General features: G+C 69.4%; 15 protein-coding genes and 1 pseudogene. 9 read left to right on the forward strand and 7 right to left on the reverse strand.

Annotated features, from left to right (window positions below; all coding sequences use genetic code 11):
• Positions 1–453: 453 nt before the first annotated feature.
• The 4 genes from ACZ58X_RS31735 to ACZ58X_RS31750 form a co-directional block, all read right to left on the reverse strand.
• Complete coding sequence (locus ACZ58X_RS31735) at positions 454–1,041, reverse strand: hypothetical protein (protein ID WP_470337024.1); 588 nt, start codon at positions 1,039–1,041, stop codon at positions 454–456.
• A gap of 51 nt (positions 1,042–1,092) precedes the next feature.
• On the reverse strand, positions 1,093–1,365 hold the full coding sequence (locus ACZ58X_RS31740; protein ID WP_470337025.1) for a hypothetical protein: 273 nt from the start codon (positions 1,363–1,365) through the stop codon (positions 1,093–1,095).
• A gap of 119 nt (positions 1,366–1,484) precedes the next feature.
• Positions 1,485–1,856 (reverse strand): hypothetical protein, encoded by a 372-nt coding sequence (locus ACZ58X_RS31745; protein ID WP_470337026.1) that lies wholly within the window; start codon positions 1,854–1,856, stop codon positions 1,485–1,487.
• Between the two features lie 356 nt (positions 1,857–2,212).
• A complete protein-coding gene (locus tag ACZ58X_RS31750) occupies positions 2,213–2,974 on the reverse strand; it encodes a hypothetical protein (protein ID WP_470337027.1) in 762 nt (253 codons plus the stop codon).
• Positions 2,975–3,669: 695 nt separating this feature from the next.
• Between ACZ58X_RS31750 and ACZ58X_RS31755 the strand changes: the two genes are divergently transcribed.
• The 6 genes from ACZ58X_RS31755 (at position 3,670) to ACZ58X_RS31780 (ending at position 11,826) form a co-directional block, all read left to right on the forward strand.
• Positions 3,670–4,026: a nucleotide pyrophosphohydrolase gene (locus ACZ58X_RS31755; protein ID WP_470337028.1), complete on the forward strand. Its 357-nt coding sequence runs from the start codon at positions 3,670–3,672 to the stop codon at positions 4,024–4,026.
• 7 nt (positions 4,027–4,033) lie between these two features.
• Positions 4,034–5,035 (forward strand): hypothetical protein, encoded by a 1,002-nt coding sequence (locus ACZ58X_RS31760; protein WP_470337029.1) that lies wholly within the window; start codon positions 4,034–4,036, stop codon positions 5,033–5,035.
• A gap of 330 nt (positions 5,036–5,365) precedes the next feature.
• On the forward strand, positions 5,366–5,710 hold the full coding sequence (locus ACZ58X_RS31765) for a CU044_2847 family protein (protein WP_470337030.1): 345 nt from the start codon (positions 5,366–5,368) through the stop codon (positions 5,708–5,710).
• Complete coding sequence (locus ACZ58X_RS31770; RefSeq protein WP_470337031.1) at positions 5,710–7,449, forward strand: VMAP-C domain-containing protein; 1,740 nt, start codon at positions 5,710–5,712, stop codon at positions 7,447–7,449. Before ACZ58X_RS31765 ends, ACZ58X_RS31770 begins: the two co-directional genes overlap by 1 nt.
• 29 nt (positions 7,450–7,478) lie before the next feature.
• The gene (locus tag ACZ58X_RS31775) at positions 7,479–8,507 is read left to right on the forward strand and encodes an AAA family ATPase (RefSeq protein ID WP_470337032.1); all 1,029 of its coding nucleotides are present in this window, start codon (positions 7,479–7,481) and stop codon (positions 8,505–8,507) included.
• Entirely contained in the window at positions 8,497–11,826 is a 3,330-nt protein-coding gene (locus ACZ58X_RS31780) for a NaeI family type II restriction endonuclease (protein WP_470337033.1), read from the forward strand. Before ACZ58X_RS31775 ends, ACZ58X_RS31780 begins: the two co-directional genes overlap by 11 nt.
• Here the strand turns inward: ACZ58X_RS31780 and ACZ58X_RS31785 are convergent.
• On the reverse strand, positions 11,819–12,058 hold the full coding sequence (locus tag ACZ58X_RS31785) for a hypothetical protein (RefSeq protein WP_470337034.1): 240 nt from the start codon (positions 12,056–12,058) through the stop codon (positions 11,819–11,821). The two genes, ACZ58X_RS31780 and ACZ58X_RS31785, sit on opposite strands and share 8 nt — an antisense overlap.
• 308 nt (positions 12,059–12,366) lie before the next feature.
• Here ACZ58X_RS31785 and ACZ58X_RS31790 point away from each other — a divergent pair, with 308 nt between their 5' ends.
• On the forward strand, positions 12,367–13,857 hold the full coding sequence (locus ACZ58X_RS31790; RefSeq protein WP_470337035.1) for a PKD domain-containing protein: 1,491 nt from the start codon (positions 12,367–12,369) through the stop codon (positions 13,855–13,857).
• Between the two features lie 583 nt (positions 13,858–14,440).
• Here the strand turns inward: ACZ58X_RS31790 and ACZ58X_RS31795 are convergent.
• On the reverse strand, positions 14,441–15,172 hold the full coding sequence (locus tag ACZ58X_RS31795) for a DUF7873 family protein (RefSeq protein WP_470337036.1): 732 nt from the start codon (positions 15,170–15,172) through the stop codon (positions 14,441–14,443).
• A gap of 119 nt (positions 15,173–15,291) precedes the next feature.
• Here ACZ58X_RS31795 and ACZ58X_RS31800 point away from each other — a divergent pair.
• Positions 15,292–15,501: pseudogene (locus tag ACZ58X_RS31800) on the forward strand (IS21-like element helper ATPase IstB); the annotation flags it as partial.
• Between the two features lie 139 nt (positions 15,502–15,640).
• Here the strand turns inward: ACZ58X_RS31800 and ACZ58X_RS31805 are convergent.
• On the reverse strand, positions 15,641–16,510 hold the full coding sequence (locus ACZ58X_RS31805; protein ID WP_470337037.1) for a hypothetical protein: 870 nt from the start codon (positions 16,508–16,510) through the stop codon (positions 15,641–15,643).
• A 107-nt stretch (positions 16,511–16,617) separates the two neighbouring features.
• Between ACZ58X_RS31805 and ACZ58X_RS31810 the strand changes: the two genes are divergently transcribed.
• Positions 16,618–17,166 (forward strand): hypothetical protein, encoded by a 549-nt coding sequence (locus ACZ58X_RS31810; RefSeq protein ID WP_470337038.1) that lies wholly within the window; start codon positions 16,618–16,620, stop codon positions 17,164–17,166.
• The last annotated feature ends 136 nt before the right edge of the window (positions 17,167–17,302 follow it).

A 17,302-nucleotide genomic window follows, 5' to 3' on the forward strand; every position in this document is an offset into this window, starting at 1 on the left:
AGCAGGTCGGTGAGGGCGGTGGTGATGTCGGTGTGCTGCACGGGGTCCTCCGATGGTCGTCACGAAAAATGCGTGCCTCAAGCACGCATCTGACGATACAGGAAAAGCGTGCGCAACGCACGCTCATCCCCGTCCGGTGCCGAACCGCCAGGGGCCCGACCGGTCGTCATGACCGGTCGGGCCCCTGCGAGGACGCCACAGATCCGGGCGGCACGGGACGGCCCGGTGGCGATCAGCCCCGGGCCGGACTGCCCGCCGTGGCAGCGGTGGGCCATGCGGTGGCGACGGCGCCGTGCGGTCGGGGCAGCGAGCCCGGTCGCCGCCAGAGCGGCGAGGCCCCATCAAGACGCCTACCTGTACCCCGATCCAGACGTCTTCGACCCCGACCGGTGGCTGGAACGCAGGAGCGCACAGCCGCAGGACTCCTTCACTCTCACCGAAGCGGCTCTCGCTCTAGCCACCGTCACCGCACGCTGGCGCCTGGAACACCTCTCCACACGACTGGTACGCCCCGCCATCAGCGCCGTGGCCAGTCCCGGAGGCGTGCAGCAGCACCCGGACGCGCTTGCCGATCAGGCGGACCGGCACCGCGTAGCGGTTGGTGCGGACCGAGATCTGTTCTCTGAACTGCTGGTTGGGGCACCCCTTGGCTGCCTCCAGCACGTCGATAGGGTTGGGGCGATGACTGGGAGCCGGCGCCGCCGGCCAAAGATCGATGAGGATCGCGACGTCGAGGACGTGACGCTCCTGATCCTGGAGTGGCCGGGCGAGCAGGGTGTGAGCGCCATGATCAGGATGAACGCTGAAAGACTGGCCAATAACGCGCCAGCATGGACGTTTGCCGCCAGCGGCGGCCCGTTGGAGCATGGCATGCGAGCTGACGGGACGACTTTCCAGCAGTGTATGTCCGTCGCCCTGGCCCGGCTGCGCGACGCTGGACTGCCGGTCCCGCGGTAGTTCAGTCAACAGAAGGCCGTAGCGGTCGATCCGCGGGGTGAAAGGTCGACCGGTCTCGAACGGCTCGTCGGGCAGCGGCGCCAACAGCGGCCGCTCGGCGGCCAGGTACTCGCCTACGGTCCCACCGGTCGATCATCACGTTGAGGTCGGCCAGCGTCGCGACATCGGGGACGGGGACGAGGTGGTCGAGACCTCGAGAAGCGTCAGAACCTCTTTCGTCCGGTCGTAGTGGTAGACGAGGGTGTCCGGGCTGTACGGAACCTTCAGGTCGTCGCCGGGGTAGGGCATCCAATTCCTCAGCCCGAGCATCGTCTGCCCACCGTCCGGCGAGGGCACCGTGAAGGTCCGCCCGATCGTCAGCAGCCGGGATCCCTGGCCGACGTGTTCCTGCGCGGCGCGGAGCCCCACCACCCTCAGCCTTCGGTGGTGGGGCTCCGCCGTACCCGAGTGGGGGCCGCCCGGCCCTGGGCCGAGCGTTAGCCCGCCCGTCAGGGCACTGGGCGTCGGGACGGTGTGCGCGCCGTGGATCAGCGCGAGACGGTGCGGCCGGACTGGCTGCCGTTGTTCGTCGGGTACAGGTGCGCCCACGACAGGTTGCACTGGAACTGCCAGTGCGCGTTGTTCCACTGGGACTCGGTCACGTCGTTCCAGTTCCAGCTGTACGTGTGCCCGCAGGTGTCCCCGGCCGTCAGCCAGAACCGTTCGTCGGTGTTGCCCGGCGTGACGAACCACCCGACGGTCGGGCCGTTCGCGTAGACCTGGTACCAGGCGCCCGTGGAGCTGGTGGCGCTGTCGGAGCCGCTGTCGGAGGCGGACGCGGTGCCGGCGGTCGCGACGCCGGCGCCTACTGTCGCCGCGGTGGCGATGGCCAGAGCGGCGAGGGTCTTCCTGACGCGCATGCCTGTCTCCCTTGCTGGTCGGTACGGGCGGTCAGCGGCTGCGGGCGCAGCGGCTCTCAGCCGCGGTGGATCGGGTCGGTGCCGAAGGTCCGCGCGTGTCCGGGCCTCGCGACAACCTGGATCGTGTCGCGGTCGTGGTCCGCGCCGGAGGCGTGGTCGTGTCACCGGGGCCGGAGGTCGGGTTGGCGCGGTCAGGACTGGTGATGCTTCCGAGGGTTCTGCCCGTCCTTGGTCCGGAAACAGGCTCCGTTCGCCGGGCTCTGGTTGGTCGCGCGGTCGGGCAGGGACGATCGGACAGGTGTCCGGGCCGGTGCCGGCCCGTGGTGTCACCTCCGTGCACGGAGATCGGAGTCGGATCAGGTTGCGGTGGACGTGCTTCCTGGTGCGACCCCGCCCCTGAGAGGGGGTGCGGCCACCACGGCGGGACACGCGCTTCTGGCCCCGGTCGGACCTGCATGACGTACGCCTTCGGTCAGGCAGTTCCGCTGGGCACTCATCCTCGCTGCGCGACGGGTGGGCGGGCCACGCCGTTGACCCGACGTTGGCACGACGCTTCCGAGCGGGGCGGCCGCGGTACCTGTCCGTCGGTCAGGCGTCAGAGCGGCAGCGTCAAGGTGGCGGCCCGGCGACGCGTCGTTCAGCATCTGCCGGACGGTCTCCGCGAGCCCGTTCCTGTGGCGGACGTGCCCGATCCACGGCACGGTATCGAGGACGCGGGCCAGGTCGGCGGTGACGAGGCTGCCGAGCACGGTGCGCAGGTCTTCGGGGACTGGGCCGTCCACGAGGCACGGCCAGGCCAGAGCGGGCACGCGGATGTCGGCGGGCTGCGCGGAGCCGGACCACAGGGCTTGGAGCCAGGCTGCGGTGCGGTGGGCACCGGCGTGCTCGCGGGCGAGCTCGGCGACGGCCAGGACGAGGCTCGCACGGACCTCGGGGGCCGGCTCGGTGGCCAGGCGGGCGCGGCGGGCGTCCGTGATGCGCTCGGCGCCGGCGGTCGCGGTGGCCACGGCGTAGCAGGCGTGGACGCGGACCTCGGGGTCCGGGTCGTGGAGGAGGGGGAGGAGCAGGTCGACGTCGGCGGTGACGGCGTTGCGGGAGGCTCCGATGGACCAGTTCATCGCGAAGCCCCCGAGGTCGCACCACCAGCCGGGTTTGGCCACTCTGGGAAATGCCTCGCGGGTGCCGTCCCCCAGTGCTCGTACCGGGCGACTTCGGTGACGAGACCGAGGGCGTGCGTGCGGCAGCGGGCGGACGGGTCCGCGGCCAGGCGCCGGAGGAAGGACACGGCCAGCGGCGCGATGGCGGAGACCGTCCCCTGGTGGACGATCTCGAAGCCCAGTTGTGCCAGTGCGCCGTCGGTCGTCCGGGCGTCCGTGGAACGCGCCTGGGCCGGATGCCGTTTCGCGGGCACGTCGTCGGCCGGTCCGTGGCCCCGCCGGAGCCGATTCCAGGGGACCTCGTCGAGACGGAAGCCGTTGACGTCCTGCGCATCCCCGCGATCGCCACACGGACGTCGAGGGAGGTCCCCTCGTACACCTCCCAGCCCTCCCTCCCTGACCACCCGCTCGTGGTCCCACACCGGTTCCTCGGCCGTCCCATCCGTCCCCTTGGGTGCGGTCATGTCCCATGGCTGCCATCCGGCGGTGACACAGGGGGCCAGGGTCCAGCCGGGCGTCGCAGTCGGACGGCGCGGCCGGCTCTCGGGTCCGCGGGCGGTCGGCGGCCGTGCGGGAGGGACCTCTCAGGGGAGACCGAGGGCCAAAGAAAGAACCTATTAGCATCTAGTCGTACTGCGCTGCTATAGATCGTTCCCATGACGATCAGGTCTCTGCAGCAGGAACTGGCCGAGTTCGCGGCCGAACGGGACTGGGAGCAGTTCCACACGCCCAAGAACCTCGCCATGGCCCTCAGCGGAGAGGCCGGTGAACTCCTCGAGCTGTTCCAGTGGCTGACGCCCGAGCAGTCGTCCGCGGTCATGGCCGACCCCGGGCGCGCGCAGCGGGTCCGGGAGGAGGCAGCGGACGTCCTCGCCTACCTGCTGCGGTTCGCGGACGTCCTCGGCATCGACCTCGAGCAGGCGCTCGCCGAGAAGATCGAGGCCAACCGGGCCAAGTACCCGGTGCACCTCGCCCGCGGCCGGGCCGACAAGTACACCGAGCTGGGGGGCTGAACACCGCATGCGCATCGTGCTGCAGCCGGCCGGCAGGTCGAAGAAGGTCATCAACCAGCACTACCTGGACACCATCGCCTCCCCGGTCCTCTTCGACGACCACGCGGACCTGCTCGACCCCGGCGTCCGTGCCCGCCTGGACCAGTTGTTCCCCGACGGATCCGCTCAGATGTGGGGCGTCGTCCCCGGAGTGGGCGACACCAACGTCAAGTGGGTCAAGCAGATGAGCGCGGGGGACTTCGCGCTCTTCAGTGGTGACAAGAAGATCTACTTCGGTGGGACCATCGCCCTGCTGTGGCGCAACGAGGACCTTGCCGCGCGCCTATGGGGCCGGAAGGACAACGGCCAGACCTGGGAGTACATGTACGCGCTGTCCGGCACCCAGGGCTTCGACGTCACCGTCGCCGAGATACGCCAACTCCTCGCGTGGAAGCCCAAGCGCAACATCCAGGGGGTCTACGTCCTCGACCAGGACGACAGCGACACCCTCCAGGCCCACCTCACCCTCGAGGCCTCCACCGCGGACACCACCGACACCCCGGCCCCGGACCCGCAGGCCGACGCCAACGCAGCCACCGCCTTCGACGGTGAGCTGGAGCGCACGGCGATGCGCGCCTACCGGGGAGAACAGGCCGCCCTCAAACGCCACCTCCTGCCCGGCCCCACCGGAGACTGCGCCCTGTGCGGCCGTACCCTGCCGGCGACGTTCCTGATAGCGGCCCACATCAAGAAGCGCGCCGTCTGCACCGACGACGAGAAGCGCGACTTCGCGAACATCGCCATGCTCGCCTGCAGCCTCGGCTGCGACAGCCTCTACGAACGCGGTTACATCACCGTCACCGACACCGGCCACATCCAGGTCAGCCCCCTCGTCCACACCATGCCCGGCGTCCACGAGCACATCCAGCAGAACCTCGCCGACCGTGCCGTGCCCTGGTGGACCGAGCAACGCGAACCCCACTTCCACTGGCACCGCGCCCACACCTTCAAGGCCAACCCGCCGGCCTAACGGCCCGCCAAGCCTTGCCGCCCAGGGACAACGGGAGTTCGTCCCGCCCCGCGTCGGGCGCTCGCACGGCACGATGAGACTTCCCCCTTGACACCAGAACAGCTCGCCGAATCCGCTGCCTCGCCAGCCATTCCAGAACAGTCAAGAAATGACAAAGGCCGCGCTAAGCCGCAGGTCGGAAAGCCTCCTCCCCACTCGAGAGGAGCACAGGTCCCCCTGACGCGCGCGTGGCCCCAGGTCCCTACGTCATTGGGTGGCTGCCCACCTGAAGAAGCACAGTGGACCAGTCATAGGATGGTGTCGTCGGTTCGGGCGGGGCGTGGGGGGCTTGTGGACGAGTTGGTCGAGTTCAAGACGGACAGCGGTGCTTTCATCGTGGTCGCGGTCGAGGAGGACAGCAGCACCGGCGCTAGGCGCGTCGGCCGTGCGGATGACGTCGTCCGGCAGGCCAAGCAGACCTTCGACGGCGCGCTGGAGAGCATCCACACTGCTGCCGAGTCCGCGCTTCGTGTGTTTCGGGACGGCAGTCTCAAGCCCGACACCGTCGAGATCGAGTTCGGTGTGAAGCTCTCCGCGGAGGCCGGCGCTGTCATCGCCAAGACCGCGGTGGAGGGGCATCTCGTAGTGAAGCTCAGTTGGAAGCCGGGCACCGACGGGGGCTCCTCCGCCGGCTGATGGGTTCGCAGTCCTGGCAGGTGCAGGTTCGGGCTGGCCGTGTCGGCTCCGGGTTCCTGGTCACCGACCGTCACGTGATCACGTGTGCGCACGTCGTAGCAGGCGAGGCCCGCGCCGAGATCCGGTTGGCGCAGTACCCCGACCTCGGTGGCCTCGAGGCCTCGGTCGTCGTCGGAGCCGACTGGGACGGAAGGGCCCGTGACCAGGGCGATCTCGCCGTGCTGGAGCTCGCCGAGCCGGTCAGAGTCGCACCGGCCAGGTTCGCCGCAGTCGACGCATCCGTTGCTCCGGATTCGATCAAGCTGACTGCCTACGGATTCCCCCGGGGTTTCGACGAAGGGATCCTCGGCGAGTTCAGGGTCACCAGTGACCAGCTGGTCGCGGGCGAGTGGATCCAGCTCGAGGCTTGGAGTGGCCACGGCCAGCCGTTGGAGGAGGGCTTCAGCGGCGCTGCGGTGGTGCGGGAGGACACGGGCGAGGTCATCGGGATGGTCACCGCCAGGTACCAGAACGGCAGCGGCGGCAGGATGCTTCCCTCCCGGGCACTGGTCCGGTACTGGCCCGGTGCGGCCGACCTGGTTCCGGTCCCCGACCATCCCAGGCAGGAGCTGGTGCGGCTGCGTGACCTCCTCCGGAGGTGCGAGGCCGATTGCGATCCGGAACGCGAGTATCGAAACACGGTGGGCGTGCTGGCGCCGCCCCCGCCCGTCGGAGGCTTCCGGTCCTTGTGGGACGTGGCCTGGTTCCTGCTCACCGAGGTCGCACCGGCTCAGGGCACCGCGCCCTGGTCGGTCTTCGCTGTCAGGATCGCCGACCATGCCAAGGACCCGGTCGTCGGGCGTGCCCTGCGCGCCTGGGCAGGAGACAACGGGCCCGGCGGGGCGGCGAGGAAACCGATGTCGCCGGTGCCGGGCAACGGTCCCAGGTGGTCCCCGATCCTGGTCGAGGTCGAACGCAGCGGATCCGATCGTGATGCCTTCGTCGTCTCGATCTTCGCAATCAATGACGGTTGCGCGCAGTTGGTGGCAAGTGACACCGTCGCCCGCCGAGGTGTTCAGGGCTACGTGAGGGAACGCCTCGACGCCGCGTTCCGGCAGATCGACCACGGCGGAGAAGAGCTGATCGCCTTCGCGTTGCCGAGGGACTGGCTGGGAGAGCCCGTCGACCAGTGGCACACCAGCCCGGACGACCCGACTCCGTTGGGTTGCTCCTCCCCGGTCGTGCTGCTGGATCTGGGCCGGCGACGGGAGGCCAGGCTCCGGTACAAACTCGGGAAGGCGTGGGAGGGCCTCGACGTCCGGTCCGGCACCGACTGGTACCGGGTCGAGTGCGGCACTCCCCAGAACCCCGCCAAGCTCAAGGTCCGGCTCGAAGGCACGCAGACTGCAGTGGGATACGGAGCTCCTCCCGACACCGGCCCAGCCCGTGGACTTCTGCACGCCGGCCTCAACGCGGCGATCCCGGTCCTCGTCTGGCCGCGGACAGGCTGCACCGGAGAGAAGGCGCAGAACGGTCCGTCAGGGCACTCGTGCAGTGGTGGTGACTTCCTCGACTCACTCGTAGAACGACTGACGGCACTGTCCGCGTCGGACCTTCCCCGCCACGTCCACCAGCTGCGGCGGGAGGCGTACCTGGCCGATGACACCGACCGGCACTGGGCCTCAGGGCTGGCCCTCGTCTGGGACGACCCGCGGTGGTTCCCGGAGACACCCGTCTATCAGCAGTCACCGATCAGTTGACCTGCAGCCGAACGACCTGGAGAACGGCAATGTCCATCTGGCCCGTGTACACCGGAACGGAAGAGCCGCACGACGGCATGGCCCGGTTGCCCGATCCGCCGCCGTGGCGGACCTTCAACGGTGGCCCGCCGCTGCCGCTCCCGCTGGAACCGAAAGGATCCGCATCGCCGGACCGGGAGCACCGGGCTGCCACCTACCAGGCGACACCGCAGAGCGTCGAACTGGTCAACGCCGCACTGGTCCTGCGCAGGCCGCTGTTGATCACCGGGCCGCCCGGCAGCGGCAAGTCGTCGCTGCCCTACGCCGTGGCCAGGGAGTTGAAGCTGGGGCCGGTGCTCCGCTGGAACATCACCAGCCGCACCGTCCTCCAAGACGGCCTGTACCAGTACGACCCGATGGCCCGCCTCCTCGCCGCCAGCAGGGAGGCGGGGAACGGAGGTGGGGACGAACCCGCTGGCGCCCCGGCGGGCAACACTGTCGAGGACCATCTGCGGCTGGGACCGCTGGGGACGGCCCTGCTCCCGTATGAACGGCCGCGTGTACTGCTCATCGACGAGATCGACAAGAGCGACCTCGACCTGCCGAACGACCTGCTCAACGTCCTGGAGGAGGGCCAGTACGAGATCCCGGAGCTGGTCCGCGCCGCCCGGCAGGCCCCCACGGCGCGGCTGATGGCCTCGGACAGCGATGACCGGGTCACCATTGCCGAAGGTCGTGTCCGCTGCCGCGCCTTCCCCTTCATCGTCCTCACCAGCAACGGAGAGCGGGAGTTCCCGCCCGCGTTCCTTCGCCGGTGTGTCCGCCTCCATCTCCGAAGGCCGGAACGGGAGCACCTGGAGAACATCGTGCGGGCCCACCTCGGGGACCTCGACCCGGGGACGGAAGAGATGATCACGTCGTTCCTGGAGCAGAACAGCGTCGGAGAGCTCGCCACCGACCAACTGCTCAATGCCATCTATCTCGCGCGCGTCCCGGGCCTGCCCGCCGAGTCCCGTGAGGACCTGGCCCAGGCCGTCCTGGCCCACCTCGGCCCGGTGACGGAGTTCCATGACTTCTGATCCGGCTCAGCCACCGTCCGATCTGGGGCGTCTGCTCGAGGTCCTCGACCGGGCGGGCGGTCGCCGGGCGACCGCGCCCGAGCTCGCCGAGACGATCTGGTTGGCGAGCCGCTGTCGTACTCCCACGGGCGAGACCCCGGACGGGACCTCGGCGGTCGCGCCGGACGAAGCGGTCGCCGCGACGTCCGACGCCGTCCCGTCCGTCGCAGAACACCGGAGCGGTTCCATGCCTCCGCACGCGTCAGTGCACGAGGACCGTCTGCTTCTCCACCAGGCCGACGAGGCTTCGGAGGGTGACCGTGCGCACGCACTGCTGTCGGCACCCCTGCCGCCCATGCTGGCGCACCCGCTCGGGCTCCAGCGCGCCCTGCGCCCGCTGCGGCGCCGGGTGCCCTCACGACGGAGCCTGGAGCTGGACGAGCTGGGTACGGCTCACCGGATCGCCCACCAGAACGCGCGGCCGGGCGCATGGCTGCCGGTACTGCGTCCGAGGACCGAACGCTGGCTCACCCTGTACCTCGTGTTCGACGCCGGGCCGACCATGCCGATCTGGCGGCCGCTCCTGGGGGAGTTGCAGCGCACGTTCGAACAGACCGGCGCCTTCGAGAGGATCAGCCTTCTCGAACTAGCGGCCGACGGACGGCTGCACCGGCCGTCCGGCCGGGGTCCGGCCTCTCTGCCCCCGTCGGCCGGGCGCACCGTCACGCTGGTCCTCAGTGACTGCAGCGGGCCTGCGTGGCATGTCGGTTCGGAGTCGGCCGAGAGGTGGTACCGGGCTCTGCACCGTTGGGCGCGTTCCATGCCGGTGGCAGTCGTCCAACCCCTCCCGGAGCGCCTGTGGCGACGCACGGCGCTGCGCGGTGCCGCAGGGCTGCTGACGGCACGTGGCCCCGCCAGCCCGAACTCCGCCCTGCGGTTCACGGCGTTCGACGGACCCGGACACGCTCCTGCCGGTATGCCACTGCCGATACTGGAACCGTCCGCCCGGTGGTTCGGACACTGGGCGGAACTCGTGGCAGGAGCGCCCGGCGCCGACGTACCGGGGGTGGCCGCAGCGTTGCCCCCCGATCTGTCGGCCCCTGTACCGGAGCCTGCCGAGGACGTCGACCCCCGTTCCCTCGAGCCGGAGCGGCTGGTCCTCAACTTCCGTGCCCATGCCTCACCACAGGCGCTCCGGCTCGCCGGGCACCTGGCAGCCGGTGGGACGAGCCTGCCGGTGATGCGGCTGGTCCAGGCCGCCACCGAGGTACGGCCGGAACCGCAGCACCTGGCCGAGGTCGTGCTCAGCGGCATGCTGACGACGGAGGCGGGCTCTCCCGCGACGGCGGGACGATACGTCTTTCGGCCGGGTGTGCAGGAAGTCCTGCTGCGGATGCTGCCGCGTTCGGAAGCCGCACGCATCGGCGAGGTCATCCGACGTCACGCCGGATCCCGGCCCGGGGAGCTTCCCGTTGTCGTGCCGGGCATCGGGATCGCCGGTGCGGAAGGCCGCTCGAACGGAGAGCCTGTGACGGCGGTGACCGAAGAGACCCTGCGACGGCTGGGCGGCGCCCCGGCCGCCCCGGCCGGCCCGGTCGAGAACCGGACTGCGCAGGCCGACGCCCCCGATACGCTCGTCGACGGACGCTACCGGCTGCGCGAGATCGCACTGTCCGGCCCGGCGGCGGACATCTGGTCGGCGACCGATGAGAAGGAGGGCAAGGAGGTCGGTCTCAAGCTCTTCGGCCTGCCGCTGGAGAGCTGGCCGAAACGGCAGGGCTTCCTCGCCGACGCGCGCCGACTGGCCGGGTCCGACATTCCCGGGCTGGCACCGGTCCATGGCTGGGGATTCCACAATGGCCGCCCCTACCTGGTGACCCTGCCCGCCGCAGCCGCGCCTCTCGGGCGACCGCTGATCGGATCGGGTCCCATGCCTTGGGAAGCCGTTCGCGGCCTCGCCATGGAGCTCGCAGGCATGCTCGACCGGCTTCACCTCCACGGCGTGGCCCACCTGGACCTCAGCCCGTCCACCATCTCCCCGCACCGCAACGGCGGACTCCTGGTCTTCGATCCCGGCATGGGCGCCCATGGCCTGTCCACTCTAGACACCAGTGCGGTCGAACCCGACCTGCTGGTCCTGTCCGGCCCGGCCGCCCCCTATCGATCACCGGAAAGCCTGTTCGCCGGAGTCGGCGACAGCCGCAGCGACCTGTATTCACTCGGCTGCCTGCTCCACGCCATGGCAACAGGCAGGCCACCGATCACCGGTTCCCGACACCTACGAAACGCTTGGGCGCACCGAGTCTCGTCACCTCACCCGAAGATCCGGTCGGGCATATCCCCGGGCTTCGACGCACTTGTCACCCAGCTCCTCGCCTTCGATCCCCTGGATCGACCGAGCAGCGCCAGCGAGGTCATGAGGAAGCTCGCCAGCATGCAAGGCAACGACCTGGAACTCGACGCGGTCGAACGCGCCATGCTGGCCGCGGATCCGGACGGTTCCCGGATGGGCCGTGCTCTGCGGGAAAGCATCGACGCGGTGCTTGACGGTGCCCGGACCGGTCGCTTCGACCTGGCGGCCGTGAGCAAGGTGGAGAAGATGTACCTCGGCACCCGTGTGGAGATCAGCGTCCAACACGCGTTCCCGTTCAACAACGGCAATGTGATGGACTACGAGATCGCGGGCGTCGAGGTCGACTGCAAGTTCACCCAGAGACAGGGAAGCTGGTCGTTCCCTCGCGAAGCGACGGGCCGCGTGTGCCTCCTGATCTGGGCCGACGATCAGACCTCCCGATGGAGTGCGGGACTGATTCGTGCGGACTCCCAGTACCTGAGCAGCCTCCAGAACCGGGACGGCAAGTCGACCTTGGCGCCCTGGGCTCGGTCGAGCGTGCGATGGTTGTGGCGCGACATGCCGCTCAAGGAGAACGTCCTCCTGCACATGCCGCCGGAGGACCGAGAGGCCGTCATGCGTGCCGGTTCCGCCGGGTCCCGGATACTCGAACTGTTCCGACGGGTCCAGCGCCGCCCCCTCGATGCCAACTGCCTGCAGACCGTCGCACAACAGAGTGACTACCCAAAGCGGGTACGCGATGCTCGTGTGCGCCTTCGCGACGAGGGCATCGTTGTCATCGGCAGTCTGCAGAAGCGCCTTGCCGAACGTCTGGGGCTGCCCGTCCCCGATCAGTCCGAGTGGGTCAGCGCACGTCTCACCCCGGTCACGCCACACCACGCCACCCAGCCTTCGGTCGAGTTGGACGGTGTGCTCTGGACCGTCGCCCACCTTGGCGACCCGGTGGTGACCATTCCCAGGATCGGCGGTCGGCAGAGCTTCACGTGACAGGACCCGAATAGCGTGAGAGTCCCGATGCGACGCCCGCCGGGAGGTCCGAGCGGCCCGCGCAGCCCTCCGGCCCGTCAGCCGGTCGGTCGGTGCGCGGCAGGTCGGCGGCTTCGGACTGGCCCGGCTCGTGCTTCGCGCAGTCCTCGCTGTAGAACTGCGCCCACACCCGGAACCAGCCCTTCGCGTTCCGCGGCGGCTGCGCCGCCTGCCACTCGGCGTCGTCGGACATACGGCTGCCCGGGTGAAGCCCTCGTCGGGGCTGCACAGCGGGCCCCTGACACACGAGAGGGTGCAGCAGCCGGCGTCCGAATCCGCGGCCCCTTGCGTACCACTCGATGCTGTTGTTGACGATCTGGGGCGGGCAAGGAGCCGACACAGGCGTAGTCGCCGACTCGGATGGCGGTGGCGTGGGTGGACTGCAGCGGGCAGTCGTGTACGGGGCGAAGTGACAAGTATGGAGATCGAGAGGAGGATGTGCCCGGCTTCCCGCCGCATGCGCGGGCAGCCTTCAGCATCCGGTCCACCGGGGGGTCTTCCGTGCGCCAACGTCATCTCGCCAGCCTTGCCATCGCCACCGTCACCGCGCTTGGGGCCGGTCTGTCCGCCCCCGCTTCCGCGGCTGCAGACGGCGCCACGCTCTTCGTCAACCCGGCCGCAGGCTGCACTGACACGGGCGGCGGCTCCCAGGCCGCGCCGTTCTGCTCCGTCCAGGCAGCCGTCGACGCCGCGCGGCCCGGCCAGACCGTTCAGGTGGCCGCGGCGAAGTACCGCGAGCAGGTCACGCTCAGCCGCTCGGGAGAGCCGGGCAAGCCGATCACCGTTCGGGGCGGCAGCATTCGCAACGGCCTCGGGACGCTTCCGATCGTCGGCGTCAACCCGGGCGGCGCGAACCCGGACTACGGCTTCGTCCTCAACGGCGTCCACGACGTCACGATCACGGGTTTCGGCATCGGGGGCGCGCTCGGTTCCGTCCAGTTGGCCGACACCCAGCAGGTGACCCTGGACGGCAACATCATGGGCGGCGGAACACCGTCCGGCCCGCAGACCGCCGGCGTCCACATCGGCGGGACGACCCAGGCCACCACTATCAGCCGAAACATCATCGGGGGCAGGCCCCACACCGCCGTCGTCGTCGACGCGGGTGCGACCGGCACCGTGCTCACCACCAATGCCGTGGACAACCAGGCGGGCGGCGCCGGCATCCAGGTCACCGACGCCCCGGGGACGGTGATCACGAGCAACACCGTCAGCTCGGCCTGCGGCCCGGCCATCGGCCTGCTGGGCGACTCGTCCAGGGCCGTGGTCGAGAACAACGTCCTCGCCACCGCCTTCGACACTGGCAGGAACGCCCCTGCGTGCTCCCCGGACCAGAGCACGGCCAAGCTCTCCGTCTCCTCCGGCTCGGTACCGGGCACCGTCGCCGACTACAACCTGGCCGAACCCTTTGCCAACGGGCCGATCTACCGCTGGGCAGGCACCAGTTATGCCAGCGCGGCCGATTTCACCAAGTCCGTCCCGCAGCAGGGCGCCCACGACCTCACCGCCGAAGCGCACTACAGCGGGAGCGTCGACACGCAACTCCCCATCGGCTCCAACTCCCCCGCCATCGACTCGGCCGATGCCGACGCACCCGGGGAGCTCAGCACCGACCTCTACGGCTACCAGCGGATCGACGACCCCTACGTCGCCAACACCGGTACCGGTTCGAAGGTCTACGACCGGGGCGCGTTCGAGTTCACGACCTCGTCCCGCTGGATCTCGGTCCAGGGCCAGCCTCAGAAGGTTCCAGCCGGAGTGCCGGCCACCTTCTCGATCCGCGACCAGGAGACCTGGTCGCCGGTCGTCTCCTACTCCCTTGACTTCGGTGACGGAACTCCGGCCGTGACGACCACACAGCTCGCGGTCGAGCACACCTACCGGACCGCGGGTTCCTATCAGCTCACGGTCGTCGCCACCGAGCAGAACGGCGACACCACCACCAGTAGCGACACGGTGCAGGTCGTGCCGCCCGCTCCGCTCGTCCCCTAGGAGCGCTTTGTCAGGCGATGTCGTGGCGACGACCACCCCCGTCGGCTCGCCTCCTGACGCCGCGCCGACGGGCCGACGGGAGGCTGAGGTCCGCAACCGCCGAATGCCACACCTTCCGCCGTCCCGCGCGAGCGCTACGACGCGGAGAACGTAAGAGGACCCGGGAGCGTAGCCAGCTCCCGGGCCCCTGTTTGCCGCCCAATTGCGCACACCGGCACGTTTAAGGGTCGCGGATCAGCTTGAAATCGACGCGTTCTACCTTTGAACTACCGTGCCACGGAGCGGCACAGACAGGACTTGAACCTGCATTCGTCGATATTCGTCCGCACCCGGTCGATCCGGTGTTCGGCGGCGAATGCTGAGACTGGAGCGAGAGTCTGAGATTCACGGGGCCTGCCTCTGCCTGGCTTGGGCTACCCCGGCCGGTGGTGCCGGGGGGAGGATTCGAACCTCCACTGTGACCCCTGGTCAGCTTCAACGTCAGTGTCAGCTTTCGCACCGTGCAGCGCACCCGCCCGGTCTCCCAGGACGGATCGGCGCGCTCGGTGCACCCGCCCGGCTCCCCGGGCGGGTGATCGTGAGGCTACCGGAACAGGTAGCCGAAGACCGCGTCGCCCACCCGCTGGTCGGTGACCTCGACGGCGTTGGCCTCCTCGCGGGCGAACTTGACCGCCTGCTGGAGCTTCTCCACCCGCTCGGCGAGCTCGTTCACCCGGCGGGCCGGCAGCGCGCCCGAGAACTTGACTGTGGTCCAGTAGCCGACGGCGATGTCCTCGTAGTAGACCTCGACCTGGGCCGGGTGCTTCTCGGTGGCCTCGGCCTTGACGTGGTTTCGCGGCACCTTCTTGGTCCGGATGGTGCGCACCGGCTCGGTCTTCCAGGAGTCGGTGGACGGGTCGAGGTTCCAGGACTCGGAGGCGTCCAGGACCGGGAGCTTCTTCACGAAGGTGGACAGGTCGGTGAGCTGCTTCTCCAGGAAGAGCAGGTACGGCACCGGCACCTGGGTGAGGAGTACCTGGCCGTCCACCACCACGTCCGCGCTGGCGCCGATGTTGGCCCAGTCCTTGGTGGCCGTCACGTCGAAGAGCCGGGTGAGGGTGTTCGCGGTGGACCGCAGGATGTCCTCGGCCTTCAGCTGCACACGGGTCGACTCCGGCGGCAGCTGCTCGCCCTCCTCGTCCTTGGGCTGGTAGGTCCGGGAGATCCCGGCCAGCAGCGCGGGCTTCTGCAGGTCCTGGTGGGCCTGCGTCAGCTCCTGGAAGGACTTGGACTTGACGCCCTTTTCAACGGCGATGATCTGGTTCAGCTTTGCCACGTCCGGGACGCTATCAGTCCTGAACCGACCGGTGATACTTAATTGTTGATCGAGCACCTGGTCTTGCGGAGGGATCAGTGCCGTGCCCGACCGGCTCCGCCAGCGAGGCCCCGCCGAGCATGGCCGCCACCACGGCCGTCGGCACCGCCTTTCGCCTGCTGCGGCTGCTGTCGATCCGCAACGAGTTCGCCGGTACCGCCGACCGCGCGGCGCAGGACCAGATGACCTACCGCGGCTTCCTCGCCGAGCAGCTGATGGCCGAGTGCGACGACCGGGCCCGTCGCTCCGAGCGGCAGAGCATGGGCCAAACCGCTGATCGAACGCTGCGACGCCACGTGAACGAAGCCACCAGCCCGCGGCCCCGGTCCGGCTGGGACCACCAAGCTGTCGCACTTCGTGAGCACCGCAGTTGGCTTCACGCGTCCCGCCTTGAGGCCGGTGTCGGGGCTCTCGTACCGGACTTGCCTGTCAGGCCGCAGTTCTCTTGACGATGAGGCTGGCCACAGCCGACGTGTCGAGGTAGCGGTGGACATCGTGGGATGAGGGGAAGCTCCCGGTCTTCACCTCGATGTCCGCAATGCCGGCGGCCAGTCGGGACAGGCCGGCGCATCCGGTCACGAAGTCCTTCGACGCGTAGAGGTTCGTCCACTCCACCCCGGCTGGGACGGTGAGCGGCTCGCCCCCCGGGTGGAGCCCCTTGCGGCCGATGAGCCAGCTGAGCGGGGACCCGCATGTCACAAGCGCGGCCACTCCGGGAGCTTGGCCACGGCTGAGCAGGTCGTACGCCACCACACTGCCGAGGGAGTGGGCGATGACCATTCGCGCACCTGTGTGGGCCAGGGCCCTGGCGACTTCTGCGCGTACAGCGTCAGCCGTCTCCTCGTGGCGCAGGTAGGTATACGCCTCGCGTACGAGCCACAGGAGGCGGTTCGTGACGCCCTTGCCCACTTTCCGGTCCACGGCCTGGACCCTGCTCACGATCCGTGGTGCGAGGGAGCTCCCTCCGAGGGTCATGCCGGCTTCGGACGAGTCGTCCTCCAGGGCTGAGGGGGCATAAGCCGCAAGCGCCTCGAGGATGAAGGCTTCTTCCTCCTCGCCGATGGGCCCGTCCTGCGAGAAGGAGTCCGTCTCCGGGGCGCCGAGCCTTAGGAAGCGGGTCGGAGTCCGCGGGAAGACCGCCTGGTAGGAGGGAACGGTGACCGCGACCCGGGGCGCTTCGGGCGGGACGGTGGCCAGCACACCGTCGACGGTGGCCTGCCAGCTGGAGCTCAGACCTGCCGTGGTCGCTCCCGTTCCCTGCCTGATTCCGTGCACTCCGGCGATCTGCAGCGCGTCCACGCTTCCCCCTGTCCGCTGTCTCCGGCATGTCGGTGGCCGATCGTAGCCAGGCAGCTGCGGCCGGTGCAGGCCGGGTTAGGCTGTCGGCCGGACAGGGGGGAACGGGGTTGAGCGCGGAAGAGCTGGACGGCATCGTCCGCAGGCGGCTTGTTGTCGTCGCAGTCGACAACTACGACGACGGACAGGAAGGTTTCACAGAGGCCGTTGCCGCCCAGGTGGAACGGATCACTGGCTGGCTGGCTGACCCCGAGCTCGGCGATGACCGCCGCTTCGAGGTTGTGAGGGCAGAGCACTCCCCGCGTTCCGTGGACAACTTGCGCGCTTTCCTGCACGGCCAGAAGCTGGCAGCGGCCAGCTACAAGGAAGCCGTGGTGGTGTACGTCACCGGCCACGGGCTGCGCCGCCTGGCACAGCGCCACTACCTGATGCTTCCGGCGACGGATGAAGAGCGGCTGCTGGCAACCGGGTTCCCGACGAGCGAGCTCATCACCGCAGTCCTGGACAGTCAGTCCGAGCACGTCATGGTGCTCGTTGACTCATGCCACTCCGGCACGCTCCGCGCCGAACTCGCCAGCATGTTCCAGGATTATCCGCTGGCCTGGGCGACCTGCACGACGCTCTGGCTGGCGTCCTCGAGCAGTCGATGCGCCCCCTGACCTCGCCGGTCCACGACGAACGCTTCACCGACCTTCCTCGTCAGGTGCCCGTCGGAACGGTGAGACTGTGCTGATGAACAGGCGTGGACGATCCCAGATGGTGGGGCGCGGCCGGGATCCGGCCCGGAGGTCAGCC

Source organism: Kitasatospora sp. NPDC040550 (assembly GCF_055594965.1).